A 22,538-nucleotide genomic window follows, 5' to 3' on the forward strand; every position below is an offset into this window, starting at 1 on the left:
GACTTATTATTTCGCCCAAACTCCGTCTGAGTTTACATAGTAATTGCCAATTTTTGTTCTTCTCGCAAGAACGCCCTTATTTCCATCAGACTCTTCATGGAAATAGTACCAGTTATCACCAATCTTCTGCCAGCCGGTCAGCATTCTGCCTCTTGTTCCGTCTGCGATCGGATAAAGATAGAATTTGTTTTCATCCTGTGTCAGCCAATCCGTTTTCATCGTTCCGTTTTCATCGAAATAATACCACTCAACTGTACCGTTATACGGGACTTCCGCCCATCGCTTGCAGAACATTGCGCCCTGTTTGTCGCCTGCATTTTCAGTAAAGTAATACCAGATATCGTTGATATACTGCCAGCCCGTCATCATCTTTCCAAGCTTTCCGTCGGACTTCGGATTCAGATAATACCAGGTTCCGTTATCCTGATACCAGCCGGTTACAAGATACCCCTGAGCATCAAAGCGATACCATGACTTCTCGTTCTGATAATTCAGTTCTTTCCAGCAGTCTGTATACCATGTTCCATCTGCGGCTTTGCACTTCCAGCCCTTTGCATCCTGCACCCATGCGCCGTCTGCGCCGATATTTCCATAATCAGCTCTTACTGTTGCACGTCCGGAGCTGCTGTGTCCGCCGCCGCTGCTGCCACCGGAAGATTTTCTACCAACTCTGTAGTTCTGAGCCGCACGCTTTAAGTTTCCTGTTCCTTTTTCACGGAACTCCGCACTCAGTGTATGAGTTCCTACCTGATTATTAGCCTTTAAGGTCTGGCTTCTGATCGTAAGACGGGTACTTCCGGATTTTGCATCGAAATCAACACCCTCTACAAGGCGTTTACCATCAAGAGTAAGGTTGTCCCATTCCTCGATCACACCGATGGATGTCATAGTATAATCGTTGTTGTCACTCAGTAAGATATTTGGAACACGTTCCTTCAGATCATATCCCTGATCGACTGCACTATCTACGTTTGCGTCGGTGTTGTCTACAACCTTTAAGGTGAATTCTTTTGTAACATTTGCAAACTCACTATAGCTGTTCTTCATCTGAACGGTAAATGTAAATTCACCTGTTTCTAACGGTACTCCATAGAGCTCACCGTTTGGTTTTAATTCCATTCCACTCGGAAGTTTTCCATCTGTGATCTTATAGCTTACCGTATTAAAATCATACTTATTGCTGTTCTGGATCATAGAACCGTAGTGGACATATTTGACCGCGTCCGGAATCTCAGTTGTCACAATACCCGGGTCACCAACAACACCCGTCAGATTTATTACCATAATTGGCTTTCCAGCTTCCTTGATTGTCAGTGTACCTGTGAGATCCTGTCCATTTATCTCATCACCATCATAAACCAACTTCAGTTTTGCAAGATTTGCAAGTTCATCATATCCCAGTCCCTGATAACCGGAAAGATCATGCTCTCCCTTTAATGTCCAATAGTTATCCAGAGTTACAACCCACGAATCAAATAAAGCACCTTCTGCTTCCACTGATAATTTGGATAATGCCTTCGTTCCCATATTAGCAAGAATGATTCTGTGCTCATAATCATGGATACTATTCAGCATTGCTTCACGAGTTGTATAAACAACACCGTTTTCTTCTCTGGTATCTGAGCTCTCGTCTGCAAGGCTGTTCATATAAAGCCAGCTTTCACCCTGTTTTGGCTTAATGATCTGCAGCCAGTAGTTCTTTGCATTCTTAGAGTTTTCGGCTGATGCGGTATAATGAACCGGGCCATTGGAGAAGTCATGCAAACTCTGTCCGCTGATTTCTTCTTTATTGGTATACAGTTTCATTCCGTTCTGCATGGTAAATACAGGCGCTAATGAAGTTAAATCGGTATCCTCGCCTACAAGAATCGTAATGTATGAGAAATCCGCATAATCGTCTTTATAATCTCCATAAGACGGATTTAGAACCTTACAAGCAACATAATTTCCCTGTGCATCATTGATGCCATAAAATGATACCGCTGTTGAATTATCTAAGAATGCCTCCGATCTTGTATAAATATGCCAAACATATCTTTTAAGCTTTCTGCTGTCATCATCGGCTTTTCCGCTGAATACACTTACATATACACCCTTGCTGAAATCTGCTTCATATCCCTGTGTCTGATTAAACAGGCTTTCCTTGACATCCACAGCCCCTGCTGCCTTTGCCGCATCAATCGATTCATATCTTCCTATGAATGCTCCGATTATCTGGTTCTCACTTGTTGCAACTGCTTTTTCAAATGTTAAAACAAGTCTGTATGTGTCATTGTCTGCATAGGAAGCTCCCAGATTATAGACAAGTTTTTCTTCCATCCAAGGATCTTCTTCATCTTCTTCCCAGCTTGTGCTATAGGAGATGCTATTACCTGTTTTGTCATAAAGGCTTGTATAAATATGATCGCTCTCTGAGGACAAATAAAGTTTGAAATCGAAAGCATCCCCCAGTACCTGATCATTTTTATCATAACCATTCATGCGGAAGACGCTATGACTAATTCTACTTCTTTCTCCGGTTATCTCAAGATACCAACCATCATCCTTTTTTACAGCTTCAGGCGATACCTCACTTGACAAACTGTGAGTTTCTATTTTGGATATTACCGATCTTTCAAATAAGTCAGAATTGATTTTCAGAGAAACTGTCATCTCTGTATTTCCTTTTACTTCTTCTGTCGGTACATCCACATGCATCCGTCTACTAAATGCGTAATCAGAATAATACGCATCCGTTACTGTCACATTTTTGGTCGTTCCATCATCATTATGAATCGTCACAGTTGGAATCAACCAATTCTCTGTATCTGTCACTGCAATATCTACATAATAGCGAATATTGGAAGCATCCAGCTGATCCGGGTTACCTACGATCATCTCCCAGCTGGTACTTGTAGCCCCACTGGTATTAAATGCAAGATCCATCGCTACTACTCCGACAGAATCTGGATCGCTTTCATAATTATCTCTGCTGTCACGTGGTTTCCATAAAATTTCTGTTTCCGTTCCAATCTGGTTCTCACCCTTAAAAACAGTCGCCGGTTTTACACATGCCAGTTCAATCGGCGTAAATCCCGACAGATCAAGCGACAGATTTCTCTCCTCCAACGGCAGCAATGACATCAACGCCACATCATCTCCGTCCGTAAACTCTTTCTTCTCCGGATAAACAACAACCTCCTGACCTGCAACATCCATGGTCATCTGGGTAACGGCTGTTCCGTCGAAGCTTGCGGATACATAGAAGGTATGTCCGTCGATCTCGATGGAATCCTCCGGATTCATGAACCACTCATTTTCTGTTTTTCCGTCATAGGTAAACTGAACCTCATACGGGAAGAATGGGTTTTCCTCTGGGATATTGATGGTATAGCTGCCATCCTCCTCAAAATATGCGTCGCCGAGATCGTTCTCAAAATCTTCCGCGCTTACGACGTGAACATTGAAGGAACCGGTATTGTAAATGATCTGTTCCGCAGTTTCTGTGGTATTGACTTCTGTCTTTTTCTTTGTCTCTGTCTGCGTTCCAGTCTGCTCCTCCTTCTCCTTCGCATCACTGTCAGTAACTTTTTCATCAGGTGTTTCCTGATTTAATACAATATGCGGCAGCTCTGTCTCCGTCTGCTGATCCAGAATTTCCGCCGGAACCACATTAGCCGGAAGCGCCAGTGCAGCTGCCAGCATCAATGCCATTCCCTGTTTAAAGATGCGTTTTTTCATAATTTTTCCCCTTTCTTAAAATTTTATCTGTAATTCTTTCCAAGATCGATCAGTTCCTGGATCGAATACAAATGACACTGTCTCAATTCTCCATTTTTGTAATCGAAATAGATTGTTTCATCCGGGATATGAATATCACACAGATCCGGCAGATCTGCCAGTATCTCAAGGTTCTGGTCCAGCAAAAGACCGTATCTCTCACCATCTGCCCGGACATATTCTGTTAGTATGTACTCGCCGACCTCTGTCACATAGGCCAGGAAATCATCCTTCTCCAGTTCCTTTACAAACTTTCCGCTCTGCTTGTCATAAACCTTCGGAGCGCTGTGAAGTTCCGACACAAACCGGTACTTTTCTGTTGAAAATTCCTCTTCCAGATCCTTTGAAGGCGCTTCCCCTCTCTCCTCCGAGATCAGAGTGCCATCCTCCGAACTATACGCCCGGACTGTCCCATCGTACCAGATCACATCCAGCCAGGACTTTTCTCCGTCCCTTCTAAACTGCTGGTCGTAGATCTTTTCCGCCTCTGGGAAGCTTCCTTCCGCCGTCAGGGTTCCGTCACTACCATAGATCCGGAATCCATCATAACTGAAAAGCATCGCCTTTTCCCCGTCTCCCGTCACTCTGGCCTCGTCATGGGAATACTTCGCGTCGTAACGCACCACACATGTATCCTCATGAGTCTCCTCCTTCATGACGCGGATATCCGGCTGACTCCGGTTTGCCAACGCCGCGTACTCTGTCCCGAGTTCCGCAAAGCTATATTCCTCATCACTCTTTTCATGTACCAGGGCGTTCTCTCCCTGATCGAAGATGGAAAATCCCGGCTCATCCGTCACGGCAAGCACATGCTTGTCCGAAACGCTGAAATGGCTGATGTTCCATGTATCTGTGAAGGAGACCTCCTTATCATCCAGCGTATCCGGATCAAACTCAGACAGGAGATTTCCCTCTGAAACCCAGATTCCACTCTCATCTGCCTTTGCCTTCATCTGCAGGTTCGACTCCATATCACCGATATAGGCTCCCTCGTCCACATTGATGAGTCCAAAGATGCTGTGACCACTCTTTCCGGCAGAAAACGCAAATTTATCTCCATGGAAGCCGCCTGCAAACTCTGTATAATCCGAGCTCTCGTACACGATCAGGTCATCCTCCGGATGCTCTGTATCCATCACATATAGTCCGCCGTCCGAAAAACTGATCGCCAACATGGTTCCGTCCATATTCAGGCAGAAAATTGCATTGTCCGGATCCGCAAAGGAATCATTAAATGCAGAGGGCATTTTTTTATCTCCCATAGAGCGTTCCCGCAGCAGCTGACCATCTTTCATGTCATAGAATGAGACAATATTTCTGTCCCGGTCCATCGCCGCCGCAACCTGTCCGTCTCCAGAGATTGTCAGAGTCGAAGCCATTCCTGCCCTCCACATCTGCTCTCTGCTCTCAATGTTGTAAAGTGAAACTCCGTCTTTTCCCGCAGCCAGCAGATGACTATCATCGGAAAACAACGCATCCGCTAATGCTGAATCCATCATCGGGCAGGTCATTAACGATTTTAAGCTTTCCGCATCATAAACCGCAGCCTCGGACTGGTATACAGCCGCAAGCTTCTTCCCGTCCGGGGACATCTTTATCTTATAAGGAGCCGACGGAAGCTTTATAACTCCGCTCGACCGAAACTTGTCGGAGAGATCATACACTCCCAGCGCATTTGCCAGCGCCCGCTTAGATTCTGGAAGCCATTCCGGTTTCAGGATTCCTTTCGCCTCGGGAAGACCTGCAAGAGCATCCTTGACCGCCTCGTCCACATCCCCTGACTCAAGAGCACTTTTCGAGTATTCCGCAAGCTTCAGCCAGTTCTCCGTCGTCTGCATCCGCTTTAATCCCACAAATGTCATGGATGCACCTGCCGCAAGAAGCAGAAGAACTACACCGATATCCAGCCGTTTTACCGCCTTCAATCGTCTGACCCGGGGATCCCGGTCTCTCAGATGTAAAAAATCTGAACGCATGTCCTGCGCCGTCTGATATCGCAGATCCGGATTCGGATTCATCGCCTTTTTGATGATCTTTACAACCTGCGGACTATATTCTTTTTCTGAAAGCGATACGACTGCCTTCGCATTTTTTGCCGGCTTTGAACCACTGAGAAGGTGATATAGGGTTGCTCCGGTACTATAAATATCGGATCTCACATCCGGAACGATGATCTTCTTCGGGGATGCAGAAAAGCTTTTCTCTTTTCTGTTTCCTTCTTCCTTCTCTGTGGATTCTGTATCAGATTCCGTGATCGTCCTCTCAACTGTAGGATTATCAACCTCTGTCTCACTATCCTGTCCGGATTTTGATTCCGCCTCTGTCTCTGACTCGCCGTTTACTGTATCGCTGTCTGAAGAGAAATCAAGTCCGTAGTGTTCCGGTGATGCGTATCCGGCACTGCAGCCGATCACTGTGTCCTCGCCGAGCGATAAAGCAATATTAAAATCAATGAGAACGATATGGTTATCCGGTGTCCGCATCAGATTCGCCGGCTTGATATCACTATGTACAAATCCCCGCGGCGGGTCTCCGTGTGTCGGACTATGGAGATAATCAAGAGCGTCTAAGAGTTCTTTCGCCCATTGAATTACCTGAGGCTGTGAAAAATGTTCTCCCCGCTTTAATGGACGGTCAAGACTCTCTCCCTCGATATAGTCCATAACGGTATATACCGTGTCATCTTCAACAAAGAAATCATATACCTTCGGAATATTCGGATGATTCAGGTTTTTCAGAACATCTGCCTCTCGGCGAAGCAGAGCCGTTTTCGTCGTAATCCGGCGTTTGTCCGCCTTCAGGACTACTTTCTTATTCAATCTCAGATGATCTGCGAGATATACGTTTCCGCCGCCGCCGGATCCCAGTTTTCTTATGATCCGATACGTCGATGCAATAATTTCCTCCACCTGGTACCTCCCGCTTTGTTACTTTCCTTTTATTTCTTTCCCATACTCTTCATTCAGCTTGCTGTTCAGCCTGATCTTTTGGATTGTATACAGACTTCCCAAAATCACCGCAAGTCCGACGGAACACGCGCATAGAAAAATTCCACCGTAAAATAAATGTTCATTCAGCATTTTGCTTTTCCTCTGATTTTTTCATGACAGTTTCATTATGCTCAATAAAGCAAACCATATCTGTTAATACTTTGTCCAACTTTTCAAAGCCAATCCGCACGACATGGCGCCCACGGATGCAGAACTTCGTCATACCACTCCCACAAACACTCCTTAAAAAAAATCAAAAACAGCAATAATATAATCAATCCCACTGCTGCGATCTTCCAGCCCTTCTTCATACTCTCTTCCCCCTTTGTCCTTGACTTTTTCCTCCAGGCTCTTTAATATAAAAATGTTTTATAATTTACCTATTTGGAGGACTTTCCAGTGACCACATATTATTTTTCTGTTCTTCTGATCTGCACACTGGTCTTCGGCAGCATCATCGGCGCTTATTTTACGACTGCCGAGTATCGGATCCGTTTTGATAAGCCGCTGATCACAAAAGACTGTTACTGTCCGGAGTGCGGTCATGTCTTAAACGGTCTGCACCAGATTCCTGTGATCAGCTGGATCGCTCTCGGTGGAAAGTGTCACTACTGCGGAACAAAAATCCCGCTCCGCTACCCGCTTATCGAGTTCAGCTTCACATGTTTCTACGGGATTACATTTCTGTTATTTTTCACGCATCCGCTCTTTCTCTGCGGTCTGTGGATCGCTGCCGTGATCGTTCTCCTGTTCTTCCGCTGCAGTTCCCATCTTCGCGGAACGCTAAAAGGAATCATGATCTTCACCGGCTATCATCTCATCTATTCAGCCGTTTTTCTCATCATTTATGCTGCTCTTGGGCTGCTTTGACGGTCTTCAAGACCTGCTTCCGGCAGCCTTATCCAATATATAAGGCATACCTGGAACTCTAAGCAATCCGGACCAGAACTCCTGATATATTATCCTTCTCCCCCATCTCCATGACATTCCGGATCAGATATTTCAGCACGTCCTCTGCCTCTGTATCACTCTGCACATTCTTCCTTCTAATCACATCAAACAGAATATCTTCCCGGAGTCTCTTAAAAAGTCCGTCGGACCCCACAAGAAATGTCTCTCCCGGAACAAGGCTTCCGCTTGACTGATTCATCCACAATTCTTCGACCTTCCCCATAAAATTTGCCAATAATGTCTTCAACTTTCCATCCCGCTCGACAACCGATACCTCGTCTTTCGTAATCTGTGAGACGCGATCATCTATCAGCAGGATCTTGCTGTCTCCAACATGAAATACATGATATTTTTCATTCAAAAGAACCAATAGTGACATCGTGCATCCAATATCAATTCCGTTTTCCTTTCGATAAATCCAAATCAGCTCATTCAGTTCGCGAATCGTCATATCCAGATCATCTATCAAGGACTCTTCGTCAATATTTTCAGGATACAACGGCTCCATTCCAAGAAACCAACGTTCAATTCCTACCCGGATCATCTCCGCCGCGATCTCACTCTGCGCAAAACTGCCGATTCCGTCGCACACACATCCCACTGCAAATAATATTCCTTTTTTTGAACTGCTCAGGCAGCATGCCCGGTCCTGATTCTTCTTCCTGTAATTTCCTTTTACAGAAAGACAGCCTGCATACTTTCTCATTACCCCTGCCTTTCTCAGCACACCCGATAGATCATAAATCTCTTTTTGCACACGATCATGATCGTATCATTTCTTTTCAGGGTGTGCGGCATATTTGGTGTAAGATTTTCTCCACTTACGATCGTACCGTTTGAAGATCCAATATCAATGATCTGCCATTCATTTCCGCTCGGCTCGATTCGGAAATGGCGGCGGCTGACAAACGAAACCGCAGCATCAAAGTTATAATCTGAGCATGGCTCACCATTCTTGTCCATTCTTCCAATCGTCGCATGACCTTTTCTCAGATCGATCTCGATAAATTTCGGGCATGTGCATCCGGCACAATCTTCCAGTCTCAACCGGATCACGCGGTTATCATCCAGCTCTCCGTCTCCTGCTATTGCAGTGCTGTCATCCCCATCTTCCTCCTGAACATAAGAACGGTAAGCTTCAACTGTATCCTCGCCTCCTGCCGGATCAGAAACCGGTGCTGGTGTTGGTACAGATTCCCATTTCGGTGTGGACTGCACCTTCTCCGGCTCTGCCGCCTTCTTAAATCCCGCCAGCAGATCTTCCGGTTCTTCTTCCTCTTTCTTTTTTCCCTTTAAAAAGCCAAACAGACCAGCGCCCTTTTCTTTCGGTGCCTTCTCCTTCGGCTGTTTTTCCTTCTTTTTCCTGTCCTTCTTTTTATCCGGCTCATCATCTCCGAACAGGTTATTGATCAGCCGGTTCTCCTCATCGCTCTTTCCATAAGCGCCGGAACTGATTCCCGGGCGTGTTCCCTGCTCCCGGACAGGTGTCTTTTTCTCTGCCTTTACAGGCTCCTGCTTTTCTTTCTTCTCTGCCATTTTTTCCGGAATATCCTGGACAAATGAAACGATCTTCTTCATATGATCCTCGGCTGGCTTTGGCGGAGCCAGAGGCGCTGCTTTTTTCTCCACATGGTCTTTCTGAAGATGTTCCAACAGCGTCATTAAATTGGCATTCGAACTCTTGATTACACGAAGCAGATCGACCGTATAACTCTGATCATCCTTGATGTCCATTTTCAGGATCAGACCCGCAAAGAAGCTAATGATCTCCTGGTCAGAATTAGTCTGTGACTTAGTCGGCACATAAATATATTTCACTGACTGCTCATTCTTTCCGACCAGAATATAATTTTCATCCAACACAAAATTGTGGTAATCAAGGAACCAGTCGCTACATGCCTTAAACGGCTGGATCAGATTTGTGAGCAATTCAATAAATTCCCTTTTCTTCATCTGGGTCGGCATATAACAGAACCGTACCCCATCTGTCAGTTCATAACGGATTTCCGTCTCTCCATCGATTTCCATCATTTTTAATGGAAACAAAAAATCCGGGCAGTCTTTCCGAAGTACTTTCACAGCGATAAGGTCCAGATCACTTTTTTCTGCCACCTCAAGCTTTGTATAACTTTTATTTGCGTCTGAAACATCTGTCAGCATCTCAAATTCCCCTTTCCCATTTTAGAATGTATCAAAATATCTCAGTTCAAGCACTTTTATATTTTCCTGATCGTCCTGTACCATTGCTTTTCCGTTTAAGAAAGGCAGTGCGGTTGAAAATTGGGCATCGATTACCATGTTGCCATAGCGATTGATATATCCCCATTTTCCGGCATACTGTACTGCTGCCGTCTGGTTAGAAAATGAGTATGCGTCCACATACTGGCATGGAACCACAAGTTCTCCCTTTTCATCCGCGAATCCCCACTGCCCGCTCTCATCTGCTACAGCGTAGTAACCGCCTTCCATGCCCTTTGCATTCGGGAATCTCTTTTCAAAGCAGGCTTTTCCCTTCTGGTCAATCAGAAAATATCCGTTTTCATCTGCCACGACTGCATAATTTCCACTAAACACCTGATTCTTACTGTTCACCGCAACATCTGTGAATACAAAATCTGTTACATTCTTTAAATTTTGATCCAAAATTGCCCATTTTCCAGACTGTTTCACCAGAATCATTCCGTTGTCATTTAAGTGGGCATCTTCATAATTTTCCTCGCTCTGGCGGATAAAGGTATTTGAATAGATCCCGTATTTTCCATCTTTAACTCCAATGATCCTTGTTCCTGCAATCTCAGTGACCTCGTCCAGACCATTTTTGTCCACAGCATTCCAGTAGCCATTCTGGTCAATCAATGTGTAAACTCCATCAAGCTTTACGACCGCATAATTTCCGGAAAATCGTGTAGCTTCGTCATATATAAAATCCAGGCTTGTACGTCCATTCTTTCCAGTGTATCCCCATTTTTCCCCGTTCCACATGGGAATGATCCAGTTGTCCGACGGAAGTTTTCCTTCCTGATAATTCGTTCCATTCTCGCGGGTTTGATATTTTATAGACTCACAGAGCTCCACCAGCTGACTGTCGCCATATATTTCAATTCCCTGTTTTAAAATGGTGATTGCTTTCTTTATGTTGTCTTCTCCGATCAGTGTTTCCGCACGGCTCTGATACTCATCCACAAGTGCTGTCTTTGCCTCAATCCTGTCGTCGACAAGGTCTGCATATTCATCCTCCATGCCCGCTTCATCGTAAATATCGAGAAGGCGTCTTTCGTATGTGAGGTTATTCTTCGTCGAATATGTTTTTAAAGCCTCTTTGTACCCATTAGCTGCCCTGATATACAGCTTGTCTGGCAAGAAACTTTCAGCATTCTCCACCATTGCGTTCTGTTTTCTGACTCCATTCTGCAGAATCACTGCGTATCCACAAATTCCCCAGCCTGCAATCATACCGGCAGTCAGCATTAAACTGATTTTTACCTTTGCTCCGCCTACAAGATTTTTCTTTTTTGCCATCTCTTCCACCTGCCCCGTATAAATTTACAGAATATATCGAACAACCACGCCCATGTATAAAAATGGGACGAACGGAAGCCGATCTTTTTTCGATATTTTTTTCCTTAATAACTGAACGATTGAATATCCCGCCGAGATAAGGCATCCGTAGAAGATTGCTCCTGGAATGTCGTTTCCGGTTAGGTAAATACCCATAATCAGAGAAAGCTTTACATCCCCCGCTCCCATGCTTCCATGACTCAGCAGATATCCCAATCCGAAGGAGATCAAGCAGAACAGAAAGCCCAAGATAATCGACGGTATGATCTTTAAGACCGTGTCCATATCATGGATTCCATATCCGCCCAACAGAATGGGAAATAATACCAAAAGAAGCAACAATACACGATTTGGAACCAGCTGCTCTTTATGGTCTTCCACACAGAAATATGTCATGAACGCGAGCATCACGTATTTCATCTCTGATAAAATATATGGCACTTCCCCGGCGCTGTCCGTTCTCCACATCCGTAGAAACGCAATTTCTGCCGCTGCAAGGACGATCACTTCAAATTTAGACATTCCGTTGAATTTCTCTGTCTGCCAGAATGTGAGACATATATAAATTCCCGGCAGCAAGATCATTCCCGCTGCCAATATTAAATACTCATTCATTTCATACCCCTGCTATTTTGAATATGTCACGCCGTCTCCGTCCAGCCAGGCCGGGACCTCACATCTCTGAACGACGTGGATCGTCGGATCCTTCCGAAAAAGCTTAAAGAAGTACACTTCGATATCGTATTCCACCACCAAGTCGATCATCCGATACTGATCGTCGCTCAAAAAACTGCTGTTTTTGAAATTCAGGCCGTTTATTCCGTCCTTCACTCCATAGTGGATCAGATATTCATCCGCAGACATCGCCCTGTGTTTTGCGAAGCTTTCATCCAGATAAACCTGAAACATGCCGTTCGAGATACATCCGAGAAGCCACGTTTTAGCCTTTTGCTCGCCTTTTTCGATCCCAAGATATACTATGCTCCTGAGCAGCTGTTTCGGGTCACTGATAAAAACTCCCGCAGAGTTTACCAGCTGCTGTCCTTTATTGATCGTATTCTTTCCGGATTCAATGGTTCCGGAAAGGGATGATGAACCACTTTTTATTCCATTAAGGTCATCTTCAAATTGTCCGACCTGCTCCAGAAAGCTGGAGAAATCATCCAATGTCGTATCCAGTGGCGCTGTCTGCTCATCAATGTCGGCCTTTAAACCAAGGTCGGCAGAGCGGATCCCCAACGCCTCATAAAAATATGTATACGCTGAGATTTCATTTCCCATCTGATGCATGGCATACTGGATCTTATTATGAACCGCAAAAATATCAATAAAAGAAATAATTCCAAGAATCACCAGGATAAAAGGTACAAGACCGAGAATTGCTTCAACAGTCAGTAGTCCTTCTTCTCCTGTTTTTTTCCACTGCATGTACCGATTCCCTCCTTAGTAACCTCGAATAACAGAATATCCGAAATAATGGTTCTCAAGACGTTCGATCTGTGACTCTGTGCTTGTACCGGAATAAAACATCTCCGCAAAATTATCGGGAAGAACAACAAAATCCGCCTTCACTTTACAGGTCGCTTTTACCGCTGTCACGGTATCCTGCATTTTAAAGTCAAGAGACGACCATTCACCGCCTTTATGCTTTGCCTGATTCATATTTAGTGTGATCAAATTGGCCGTTCGTGAGGTAAGCGTATTTGAGTCTGTAAAAATGCAAAGCAGTACAAACATATAATCCTCATAGGTAAGGCCGAATTTATCTTCCGAGGACTCCGGAATGTCGATATGAAGCAGAGATGCGATTCCGTCAATTCCGTTCAGGTCTTCCATCTCCGTTTTCATAAAGGTTACCTTATCCCGCTCTTTTAGTTCCATCCAGTCCGCCGCTGTCTCTATAGAAGCAAACGCCAGTCTCAACGCGCCGCTGACAGAAATCCGCACAAGGGGAGCCACCGCTGCACCTACTCCTGTTGCAGCTACTGCGGTCGCTGCCGTATCTGCCACTGCACAGATTGCCTCATTTATTTCCGTGATCGCGTAACTGGCTGCAAAGTTCATCGTCTCACGGACTCCACAGATGATATTTCTCGATTTATTCAGATTTGATACCGAATTATTATATCCGCCGAGAAGATATTCCAGTTCCGCTCCATACAGGTAGTTGATATCCGGTGACATTTCGTATCCGGTCAGGCTGATGTCTTCTTTGGAATCCTTTTTTTCTTCCGTCATATTCGTTTCAAGACTGTTTTTCTTTGGTGATTTCACGCCTGTCACTCTGCTGGAAAACATTCCGAAATCATAACTGGTAACGAGAAATTTATCCAACGCATGTTCTCCGCCTGCTGACAGGTTTTTCAGGGAAAGTCCTCCTGAGAAATAATCACTGAATCCTGGAACATCTCCCGTAGCTCCGCCGGATTTTAATTGTGCTGCAATCCCCTCCGGGATATTTCTTGCCTCGGTTTGTTCAGGCTTATTCAGTTCTTCCTCCGCCTTTTCCTGTGCTTTTTTTGCCTCATCTATTTTTTTATCTCCGGCATCTTTATCGCCTTTTCCACTTGCTCCTCCTTCGCAGAATTTCTGAAGCTCCTGATAAAACTCTCCTTTATCATCCCTGAAGTCATACCATTGTCCCCAGACTTTTGACTTCCACGTGCGGTCAGTACCCGCTTCAATTTCACCACTTAAGATCTTTTCCCGGACATCTTTCAGTTCACCTACTTCATAAGCAAGATCACTTTTATTTCTTTCATTTTTCAATTTGTCCTGATTGGTCGGCTCAATCAGGTCATATACTTCCTGGAATTGATCCGAAAGTTTCAAAATATCTTCCAGATCTTTTATTTCCGCTTCGATTCCCACTCTGATGTCATCAGAACAGTCGACAAGATGCTCTTTTAATTCCCTTACCTGTTCCTTTAATGTCTTGAGAGTGTTATCCAGCATAACTGTCTGTACCCTCAGCGCGCTAATCGCTTCGCCTGCATTATCGAAATTGATTGGTTCTCCTTTCGGATCTGTCAATGGGTTCTCGTATACTAATAACTCTATCTCAAGGTCGTCAAGGTATTCATCTACATCAAAATCTTTATATTTGTCATACAGATCCGCCATGTCTGCCACTTTTTCAGCATCCTCCGGATCATCCTCTGAACTGCTGCTTTCTGTATCTGTATCTTCCTCTTCACTGTCAAACATTTCCAGGGCAGCTTCAATTTCTTCCTGGTGTTCTAAATAATAAGTATATTTTTCGTATTCCTCCGATTTTACAACTGCTTCCAGCTTATCACTGTAGGCAACAAACCTTCTCTCCAGACCATCAAGATAATCCGGATATGCTGCAATCGCTTTCAATGTATCATAATAATCCTGGATGTCTTCCATCGCCTTCTGGCTTTTTTCGGAAATTTCTTTTCTTTTTTTGATTGCATCCATATCATCATCAACAGTTTCAAATTCCCCCAGCGAACTCAAAATACCATTCTCGTCCATAACCTGTTCCACAATACGGTATTTCATAAAGTCACTGATCTGAGTCATCAGCACGTTATTATTGGAAAGACTGGCACCGTCCACTTTCTCATAGGAAATCTTTACATCGGCATCCTTGTAAGGCATAAAACCGGATAAAGCTTTTCCATCACCAACCGGATTGAAGGAATATCCCACCGTATCCGCAAGCTTATTGACTGCCTCAAGTCCCTCTTTATTCTGTGTAACTGAAAATAAGCCATACAACTCTTTCAGAAGATTGTCAAATTCACTTAAAACTGCGTCACCATAAGTATCCGCCGCCATAACAGCCTGGGAACTATAGAGATTTAACCGTGCCACGTCAACCATAACACTGCTGATTGCAACGACCGGCACCATCATCAGGGTCAGGAAGACTGTGATGATTCCATGACTGCCTGTTCTCTTCTTCTTGTTTTCTTTTTTCCAGATTTTTTTCATTATTTTCATTCCTGAAACTCCCCTTTTCTATGCTCCAAGAATTTCTTTTAATTTCGAGTAGGCCGCAGAAATTTTTCCTGCAAAATTCCGGGCCACCTCTCCGAGCTTTGTGTCTTTCACGAGACTGATCGCATAATCTCCATTTCGGATCAGACTGTCATGATCCACCACCGCAACACGGGCCGTAGCGGAAATTTGGTACTTATTGTCGATTCCAAGAATTGAGAAATCCAACGGCGATGAGACTGTCTGCGTTGCAGTCGCCTCAAATTGTTTTAACAGTACATAATTGCTGTAATCGATCGTAAGTGAAAGGTCGTTCCGATACAGAATGCGTTCCGCTGTAGATTTAAAATACTTTTCAAAATCCTTCTGGGAATTCAGATTGTTCCCGTCTCCAAACATTCCTCTATAGGGAGAAAGAGGACGCGAAGCGGAATATGAGTTTCCCGCTCCCACCTGATAATCGCTGCCTTCCGTATACTCCATCTCCGCATTTTTTGTCACATAAGTGTCCGTTACCGTATTCTTATAATAGACAAGGGTTGTCTCCAGTGCGGCCTGAAGACTTGCGCGCTGAAAGAGGAATAGCGCCAGATAAAGAAGCAGTAATGTACTTAACACAGCAATTGGAAGTATGACGATTGCTTCCACAGCAATATGTCCTTTTTCTTTTTTTCTGTTCATACGCTATTCCCCCGTCTTTGCAGTAATTCACACCTATTAAATAGTTGTTTTGAAAATAATATCCATCAACTTGTTAGTCCACTCCTGAAGTCTGCCCCAGAATGTGGTAACTAACGTAACAACAATTACTAAAATAAGAAGTGTTGCAACTACGTTTGAAACGCCATCCTGCTCTTCTAAAAAGCTCTCCAGTTTGTCTTTTGCCACATTTGCTCTGAGCATAGCATTAATGCAGATCTTGTCTAACATTTTCATTCTCGTTTCCTCCTCTTGATTTGTATATTACCATCAATTCCCTTTTCTGAATTACAGGTTAAAACCTGCCATAGCGGGAACAATGATCACAACCAGAATTCCGATAAACATCAACATTGTCGGAATATACAGCCGGTTCTGAACCGCTTCACTCATTCGTCTGGCGCTGTGTTTTTTATCCAGCCAGCACTCGTCATTAATTTCTTTCAGATCATCCGAAAGGTTTGCGTTACCTGACGCATAGCTCTTACTGATAACCGTGATCATCTTATCCAGATATTTATTGCTGCATCTGCACTGCATACGTGTAAACGCTCCCTGAAGTGTTGAAGATCGGTTCATCTCCTTCACCACAAGTGTCAGTTCCTGATAAATCAGGGAAGTGTCGCTCTGGGCTGTCTCCTCGATCGCGCGGGTAATATTCATTCCAGCTGTTACCAGAAGTGTAATTTTTGAGACTGCATTCGGAAAATCCCGATCCAGCTCTTCCTGACGTTTTTTTGCTCTTGTGAGTATACCGTCATACGGAAGGTATCCATACAGGGTACATCCTATAAATGATGCCATCATCGGCATTAAAATACCGCCTGTTTCTTTTCCTGCCGCGATCATCAGTGTTCCCATCAGGCAGGCCAGAATTAGACCGATCCACATAAATGCCACCAATGATGCCAGAAGGAAATATGCATAAATAGCCGAATTTCTCTTTCCACTTGTCTCCTGGTTTCTCTCGAGTTCAATAAAACCAGACTGTTCACAGCTCGCTGTCAACTTCTTTAAAACTTCATTGTCTCCGTCCAGCTTCAGATCGATCAGCATCTGGTACCCGAAAAGGCAGATATAATCCAAGAATGAAAATGTCGATCCGCTGTAATATTTTTCTTCCTGATTCCTATAGTTCTCAATCTGCTTGTCCCAGTCGCGAACTTTCTTCTTTGCCTTTTTTTCTTTATCTCTGCGGTATTTTTCGTACTCTTTCAAATATGCCAATCTTTTATCTTCCAGATCTATTCTCGAAAACCGGTTCGACCAGGCTCTGGAAAGAACAATTTCAGCAGCTGATGTTTTTCCTGCCTTTCCCGTTTTCACAAAAAAGAGCACTATTCCCACCGTTGCCACTATCATCAGTATTATCGCTGCCACAAATTCCACCTCCGTTTATACGTCAATTTCTGCGGCTCTCGTTGCTATCACATACGATACAAATGTGCAGACCACACCAACTGTTGCTGCAATGCGTCCGATAGCTGTTGTAAATAATGAGTCCATGAAGCCGCTTCCCATTGTGGACATCATAATTACAAGTACCAATGGAAGGACTAACATCATGTACGCCTCAGACTTTGCAGAGTTGATCTCTGTCTGGATCTCCATGGCAATCTCAACTTTGTCCTTGATAATGTCGCGGGTCTGGGCAATGATATATCCGAAATCGCTTGTCTTTCCTTCAATCGTCTTGTAGATTGCGGCAAAGCTCAGCACATCATCAATATCGCTCCGCTCACCCAGTTCCTCAAATCCCTTCACCATGGGAATTCCAGCATGTCTGTAATCACTCACGATCAGGGCAATTTCCCGGACAATGTCGGAATCCTGATTGTAGATCATCTGAAGTTCTCTCAATGAATCCTCAACTGCATTTTCCATCGACCGTCCGCTTCCTCCGCTGATGGAGATCGAAATAATTTCCAGAAATTCTTTAAATTGAAGTCTCAGTTTTTCCTGGCGTCTCTTTGTCACAGTCTGAGAATAATTCTTTTCCTGCCAGATTCCGATTATAAATCCACCGATCACTGCAACCGGAATAAACCGATAGTAGATAAACAGCACGGCACCGATCATCACAGAGAAAAACAGATATGCCAGCACATGCTGTCCCTTTGTCATATTACACTCATAATATTTGAGCCTTACCTTATTCTTCTCGTCCATCATTTTCCTCCAGATAGTCATATACTCCGGCCAGAATGAATTTTTCCTGATTCTGTATCTTGTTTTCTGTCCTTACCAGTCTTCCGGATACTTTCTTTAATGTTGACTTCTCATCCTCTTTAAATTTGTAGATTGAGTTCAGCGTTACTCTTCCATCTTTATAGCCAGTAACTTCCGTAATCTCCATACACTTTCTGGAGAAGTCGCGCAGTCTTGACAGATGTACGATATAGTCCACAGCGGAAGCGATCTGCTGCCGGATCGCCTCAAGCGGAAGCTCTGCACTTCCTGTAAGGACCATTGTCTCCAATCGGGAAAGCATTCCTTCCGGAGAATTTGCATGTCCGGTGGAAAGGCTTCCATCGTGTCCGGTGTTCATGGCCTGAAGCATATCCAGTGCCTCCGGTCCACGGACCTCTCCGACGATGATCCGATCCGGTCGCATTCGCAGGGATGCTTTGATCAGATCACGGATCGTAATTTCATTGGAATCCTTCGAATTCGCCTTTTTCGTCTCCATGCGTACCAGGTTTGGAATATTCTTGATCTGAAGTTCGGCGGAATCCTCTATCGTGATTACACGTTCCCACGGCTGTATGTAATTTGACAGTGCGTTTAAAAATGTTGTCTTACCACTTCCGGTTCCGCCGCATACAAACACATTGTGTCTGGTCGCCACAACCTTTTCCAGAAAGTCCGCTGCTTCCGGAGTGATGGATCCGTAGGAAAGAAGTTTTTCGATCGTCATCGGGTTTTTCGAAAACCGTCGGATCGTGACGGTTGCCCCGTTTAGCGCAACCGGCGGGAGAACTACATGAACACGTGATCCATCATCGAGTCTTGCGTCAACGATCGGGTTACTGGCATCGACTGTTCGGTCCATGCTGCTGACAAACCGCTTTACAATACGTTCCAGATCCTCACTGCTCTCAAAGTGCTCTTCCAGCTGCATTAATTTTCCGCTTTTCTCCACAAAAATCGTGTCATATCCATTGATCATGACCTCCGTGATATCCGGGTCCATAATGATCTTGCCAAGAATTCCAAGACCTTCTACAGATTCTGTCACTGTGTATTTCAGTGTCTTTTTATCTTTGAATGACAGATTCTGATAGTACCAGTAGAGACCTTCATCATTCTGTCTCGCCCATTCGATTCGTTCCTGAATCTTATGATCGATCAGATCAGACATTTCATTTTCCGAGTACTCCCGCATCCGTCCTGCTTCCTGAACGATCTTCTTTAAAACGGCAACTTCATCCATAAAATATTCTTTTGCCATAAAAAACCCCTTTTACATTATGATTCCAGAATTCTGTCGATGTCCATTTCTCCATTTTTTTCGATCGCATGCAGAATATTTTTCATCTGTAAATTTCCATAATTGTGGATCAGTCCCGCCTCAGCAAAGGCATTTTGTCTGCAGTATGAGGAATTACTTTCAGCGAAATTATGGACTACCAGCATTTTTTTCTTATATTCATTGACGATTCCCTGTCGTAAAAACAGCTGCATCTTCATAGAACACAGCTCCCCAGGTTTTTCTGTCACGACGATCGTATCAGAGATTTTCATTACCGCCGCTTCCATAGATCCAATACCACTGTTGAGGTCTACGACCAGAACATCGCACACACCGCTCTTCTGGATCTTATGGATAATGTCCTCGATTTCCTCCCCTGAAACAGCCTTATGATCCGCAAGCCGCTCAAATCCCTCGACATAGCAGATATCATTGACGCCTTGTTTCATCAGGCCTTTCATTTTTAATTCGAAGTTTACACTCTCGTCTGCCGCGGCTTCAGCCAGTGCTACAATCCCCGGCTCCTGATATGGATTCAGTGCATCGGCACTGCACAATGCCTCCAAGCTTAAAAACAGAGGTTTCTTTCCTTTTTTTGCTGCCAGACCGGCGATTGCAAGGGCAACCGTAGTCTTTCCGCTTCCTCCAATAGGAGAATATACCGATACGACTGACATTTTTCCCGCATGATCTGATTCGTAGGAATATCCGGCTTTTTCTGCATATGCGCGGATCATATCCTTATATATTTTACTGATTCTCTGGTATTTTGAAATGTGAACACATTCCTTATAAAGACTTGTATTTTCCGCCTCTTCACTGTAAAGGCAGATCGGCATTTTCACCCTTGAAAAATTAATCCTTGATTCCGACAGATCCGGGTCAAACATTACAACATCAAAGGACTCATTTTCCATCGCATTCTCAAGTTTATCTGCACTGGTATAAACATAGATCGTCAAATCGCTGTAGCCCTGCAGCTCTTCGGATATTTTTCTCAGGTACTCTTTATTTGAGTCTGCTATTGCAAGTAAAATATTCATACCAAGTCCCCCATTTATTTTCTTTTTTGTAATTATTTGAACAGAAGCAAAATGTCTCCTATTTACTAAAAATAAAATACCATATATTCCCTAACTTTTATTATGGCGTTCAAAATCGACCCACTTTTCGACAAAAAAAGAGAAGCTTCTCTATTGAAAAGAAGTTTCCCTTTTTAACTGTTTTGATGTTTTCTATTACAGCCCCCATCGCTGCAAAAGTACTTCCGCTTCCTCTTCACTGATTCCTTCTGCATTCTGGACCGACTGATCATTTTCACGGGCAAGAGGAACCGTTGCGGCAAAAGGATATTTGTTCAGGTATTTACAGTTGGAGATGTAACACTTTTCTTCTGAATTATCTCCTGTGAAGAATACCTGTCCACAGATAGCACCTGCATACCCGCTATAATTTTCATTTACCAGTATATCGCCTGCAGCCAGACAATTTTTGATAAAACCACCATTCATTTCCCCTGCAATCTCACCCATACAGGAACCGCCCATCATAATCCTTGAACGCTGGATATTCCTTTTCATCTCTGACTCGTACACTTCCTGTTGTTTCACAGTTTATAATTGTGGATCTGCTTGCATATCCGCAGATTCCACCGAATATCCCACGGCTATCACGATAACTGATATCTCCGTGGAATGCACATTCAGTAATCACAGCTCCGCTTTGGCACCAACCAACGATTCCTCCTACACAGTCCGTTCCATTAGTAACTTCTGAGCAGACAGCCATATCAACTGAACAGTTCTCAACTTTTACATTTCCGACAATATTTCCGATAACTCCTCCCGCATACGTATTGGAATCGTTTATATAAAGATATCCTTTTTCAATTTTTACATTTGAAACACTGCCCGTAAAAAGTTCTCTAAATAAACCAATCCCAAACCAGTCTTTTACTGACCGTACATACATTCCACTGATCACATGCCCATCACCATCAAAACTTCCCTTAAAAGAATTGCCAACCGGTTTCCACTGATATTCCGGTGGAGTCTCTTTCCAGTTTTCATAATTTTCAACATCATTTAACTGGATATCTGCTGTGAGCACATAATATGCCTTATTATATTCCTGCGACCAGTCGTCATTTACCTTTCCCATCAGGGCTATCTGTTCTGCTGTGGCGATCTGGTATGGATCTTCCTCTGTTCCGCTTCCGCCTGCAAATGAATCTGCTGCCTCTAGATATGGAATCTCTGGCTCCTCCGCTTCAGCAGTTGTCTCGGCCTCTATCGTCGTTTTCTCTGCTGCCGCCTGTGTCTATTTTACGGATGGACTGCATCCATACAAAATCAGACTGGCCAATATCTCCAAATAAATCAGTTTTTTCTTTAACATCCGCGTATCTCCTGAAATAAGTTCTTCTAATAGTTCAAAAAACAAGCTTATTATCTCTATTTTTCGATTCTGTTCAGATATGCGAAATACCTGTTCTTCGTCTCCACATACCTCCTCTTACTGATCGAAATCTCCTCCCCATTTTCCAGCTTAAAGCTTTCATTCTCGATCCGTCTGATATATTTCATATTGACAAGAAAGCTCTGATGGCAGCGCACAAAGGTATCTCCCATCCTCTGTTCAAGATCCGATATTTTATCGCGGCACACCTCTTCTCCCTCATAGGTGTGGATCATGGTCCGGTGGGCCCGGCTTTCCAGATACAAGATCTCATCGAGATAGAATATCTGTTTATGGTTCCGACACATGATCGTAACTCGTTTCTCATCATTTTGTTTCTGCTTTTCTTTTGCTATTTCAAGAAGTTTCTTTAAAATAATCAGATCCACCGGCTTTGTAAGGTAGCCGAGGAGATTCACCGGTTTCAGAAAAATATGCTGGGAGTATTTCTTTGCATCCTCCGTCATATAGATGATCTGAAGTTCTGGATACCTCTGATTTAACTCATATGCACAGTCAATTCCCTCCTGCCGCTCTTTCGTTTTCAGAAGTGCAGGATTAAACTCATGACAGATATCCATGATCAGTACATCCGGTCGATTTCCAGCCTGGAATTCTTTTTTCAGTTTTCTGATATCCTGATAGGTATCAACGTTTTCTATGCCAGCTATTACCCCCCCCCC

18 protein-coding genes are annotated in these 22,538 nt (G+C 43.9%); 1 reads left to right on the forward strand and 17 read right to left on the reverse strand.

What is annotated here, in order from left to right:
* Positions 1-6: 6 nt before the first annotated feature.
* Positions 7-3,720: an Ig domain-containing protein gene (locus tag GPK83_RS15100; RefSeq protein ID WP_117552975.1), complete on the reverse strand. Its 3,714-nt coding sequence runs from the start codon at positions 3,718-3,720 to the stop codon at positions 7-9.
* A gap of 23 nt (positions 3,721-3,743) precedes the next feature.
* Positions 3,744-6,668, reverse strand: coding sequence for a WD40 repeat domain-containing serine/threonine protein kinase (locus GPK83_RS15105; RefSeq protein WP_117552976.1), 2,925 nt, complete (start codon positions 6,666-6,668; stop codon positions 3,744-3,746).
* A gap of 480 nt (positions 6,669-7,148) precedes the next feature.
* On the opposite strand from GPK83_RS15105, the gene GPK83_RS15110 reads away from it, so the two are divergent.
* Positions 7,149-7,619, forward strand: coding sequence for a prepilin peptidase (locus GPK83_RS15110; protein WP_181968073.1), 471 nt, complete (start codon positions 7,149-7,151; stop codon positions 7,617-7,619).
* Between the two features lie 58 nt (positions 7,620-7,677).
* Here GPK83_RS15110 and GPK83_RS15115 read toward each other — a convergent pair whose 3' ends face one another.
* From GPK83_RS15115 to GPK83_RS15185, 15 genes are all read right to left on the reverse strand, one after another.
* Positions 7,678-8,406, reverse strand: coding sequence for a PP2C family serine/threonine-protein phosphatase (locus GPK83_RS15115; protein ID WP_117552978.1), 729 nt, complete (start codon positions 8,404-8,406; stop codon positions 7,678-7,680).
* Between the two features lie 14 nt (positions 8,407-8,420).
* Positions 8,421-9,860 carry a DUF6382 domain-containing protein gene (locus tag GPK83_RS15120; RefSeq protein WP_117552979.1) on the reverse strand — a complete coding sequence of 480 codons (1,440 nt, stop codon included), beginning with the start codon at positions 9,858-9,860 and terminating at the stop codon, positions 8,421-8,423.
* A gap of 21 nt (positions 9,861-9,881) precedes the next feature.
* Positions 9,882-11,219, reverse strand: a complete 1,338-nt coding sequence (locus tag GPK83_RS15125; protein WP_117552980.1) for a WG repeat-containing protein — start codon at positions 11,217-11,219, stop codon at positions 9,882-9,884.
* 24 nt (positions 11,220-11,243) lie between these two features.
* Positions 11,244-11,873 carry an A24 family peptidase gene (locus GPK83_RS15130; protein ID WP_215705164.1) on the reverse strand — a complete coding sequence of 210 codons (630 nt, stop codon included), beginning with the start codon at positions 11,871-11,873 and terminating at the stop codon, positions 11,244-11,246.
* 12 nt (positions 11,874-11,885) lie between these two features.
* Positions 11,886-12,686 carry a hypothetical protein gene (locus GPK83_RS15135; RefSeq protein WP_117552982.1) on the reverse strand — a complete coding sequence of 267 codons (801 nt, stop codon included), beginning with the start codon at positions 12,684-12,686 and terminating at the stop codon, positions 11,886-11,888.
* Between the two features lie 15 nt (positions 12,687-12,701).
* Positions 12,702-15,230, reverse strand: a complete 2,529-nt coding sequence (locus GPK83_RS15140; RefSeq protein WP_147327154.1) for a DUF5702 domain-containing protein — start codon at positions 15,228-15,230, stop codon at positions 12,702-12,704.
* An 18-nt stretch (positions 15,231-15,248) separates the two neighbouring features.
* Positions 15,249-15,908, reverse strand: a complete 660-nt coding sequence (locus GPK83_RS15145; RefSeq protein ID WP_117552984.1) for a hypothetical protein — start codon at positions 15,906-15,908, stop codon at positions 15,249-15,251.
* 36 nt (positions 15,909-15,944) lie between these two features.
* Positions 15,945-16,163 (reverse strand): hypothetical protein, encoded by a 219-nt coding sequence (locus GPK83_RS15150; protein WP_117552985.1) that lies wholly within the window; start codon positions 16,161-16,163, stop codon positions 15,945-15,947.
* Positions 16,164-16,214: 51 nt separating this feature from the next.
* On the reverse strand, positions 16,215-17,306 hold the full coding sequence (locus tag GPK83_RS17420) for a type II secretion system F family protein (protein WP_147327155.1): 1,092 nt from the start codon (positions 17,304-17,306) through the stop codon (positions 16,215-16,217).
* A 15-nt stretch (positions 17,307-17,321) separates the two neighbouring features.
* Positions 17,322-18,095, reverse strand: coding sequence for a hypothetical protein (locus tag GPK83_RS15160; RefSeq protein ID WP_117552987.1), 774 nt, complete (start codon positions 18,093-18,095; stop codon positions 17,322-17,324).
* Positions 18,079-19,377: a CpaF family protein gene (locus GPK83_RS15165; RefSeq protein WP_242994106.1), complete on the reverse strand. Its 1,299-nt coding sequence runs from the start codon at positions 19,375-19,377 to the stop codon at positions 18,079-18,081. The genes GPK83_RS15160 and GPK83_RS15165 overlap by 17 nt, the downstream gene beginning before the upstream one ends.
* A gap of 17 nt (positions 19,378-19,394) precedes the next feature.
* Positions 19,395-20,441 carry a hypothetical protein gene (locus GPK83_RS15170; protein ID WP_117552988.1) on the reverse strand — a complete coding sequence of 349 codons (1,047 nt, stop codon included), beginning with the start codon at positions 20,439-20,441 and terminating at the stop codon, positions 19,395-19,397.
* A 195-nt stretch (positions 20,442-20,636) separates the two neighbouring features.
* Positions 20,637-20,930, reverse strand: coding sequence for a hypothetical protein (locus GPK83_RS15175; protein WP_117552989.1), 294 nt, complete (start codon positions 20,928-20,930; stop codon positions 20,637-20,639).
* The gene (locus GPK83_RS15180; RefSeq protein ID WP_117552990.1) at positions 20,923-21,558 is read right to left on the reverse strand and encodes a hypothetical protein; all 636 of its coding nucleotides are present in this window, start codon (positions 21,556-21,558) and stop codon (positions 20,923-20,925) included. Before GPK83_RS15180 ends, GPK83_RS15175 begins: the two co-directional genes overlap by 8 nt.
* Before the next feature lie 293 nt (positions 21,559-21,851).
* Positions 21,852-22,538, reverse strand: a 687-nt coding sequence (locus GPK83_RS15185) for a LytTR family DNA-binding domain-containing protein (protein ID WP_215705165.1), incomplete at its 5' end; no start/stop codon positions are given.

Origin of the sequence: Clostridium sp. MCC328 (genome assembly GCF_018785465.1) — a bacterium.
In the GTDB taxonomy this organism is placed as follows: domain Bacteria; phylum Bacillota; class Clostridia; order Lachnospirales; family Lachnospiraceae; genus Pilosibacter; species Pilosibacter fragilis.

Coding starts and splice junctions, on each gene's coding strand:
- GPK83_RS15120 (WP_117552979.1), bottom strand. CDS start 9,860: ATGCTGACAGATGTTTCAGACGCAAATAAAAGTTATACAAAGCTTGAG.
- GPK83_RS15170 (WP_117552988.1), bottom strand. CDS start 20,441: ATGAATATTTTACTTGCAATAGCAGACTCAAATAAAGAGTACCTGAGA.
- GPK83_RS15135 (WP_117552982.1), bottom strand. CDS start 12,686: ATGCAGTGGAAAAAAACAGGAGAAGAAGGACTACTGACTGTTGAAGCA.
- GPK83_RS15175 (WP_117552989.1), bottom strand. CDS start 20,930: ATGGGTGAGATTGCAGGGGAAATGAATGGTGGTTTTATCAAAAATTGT.
- GPK83_RS15140 (WP_147327154.1), bottom strand. CDS start 15,230: ATGAAAATAATGAAAAAAATCTGGAAAAAAGAAAACAAGAAGAAGAGA.
- GPK83_RS15150 (WP_117552985.1), bottom strand. CDS start 16,163: ATGAAAATGTTAGACAAGATCTGCATTAATGCTATGCTCAGAGCAAAT.
- GPK83_RS15125 (WP_117552980.1), bottom strand. CDS start 11,219: ATGGCAAAAAAGAAAAATCTTGTAGGCGGAGCAAAGGTAAAAATCAGT.
- GPK83_RS15130 (WP_215705164.1), bottom strand. CDS start 11,873: ATGAATGAGTATTTAATATTGGCAGCGGGAATGATCTTGCTGCCGGGA.
- GPK83_RS15100 (WP_117552975.1), bottom strand. CDS start 3,720: ATGAAAAAACGCATCTTTAAACAGGGAATGGCATTGATGCTGGCAGCT.
- GPK83_RS15180 (WP_117552990.1), bottom strand. CDS start 21,558: ATGGGAAAGGTAAATGACGACTGGTCGCAGGAATATAATAAGGCATAT.
- GPK83_RS15115 (WP_117552978.1), bottom strand. CDS start 8,406: ATGAGAAAGTATGCAGGCTGTCTTTCTGTAAAAGGAAATTACAGGAAG.
- GPK83_RS15165 (WP_242994106.1), bottom strand. CDS start 19,377: ATGGCAAAAGAATATTTTATGGATGAAGTTGCCGTTTTAAAGAAGATC.
- GPK83_RS15160 (WP_117552987.1), bottom strand. CDS start 18,095: ATGGACGAGAAGAATAAGGTAAGGCTCAAATATTATGAGTGTAATATG.
- GPK83_RS15145 (WP_117552984.1), bottom strand. CDS start 15,908: ATGAACAGAAAAAAAGAAAAAGGACATATTGCTGTGGAAGCAATCGTC.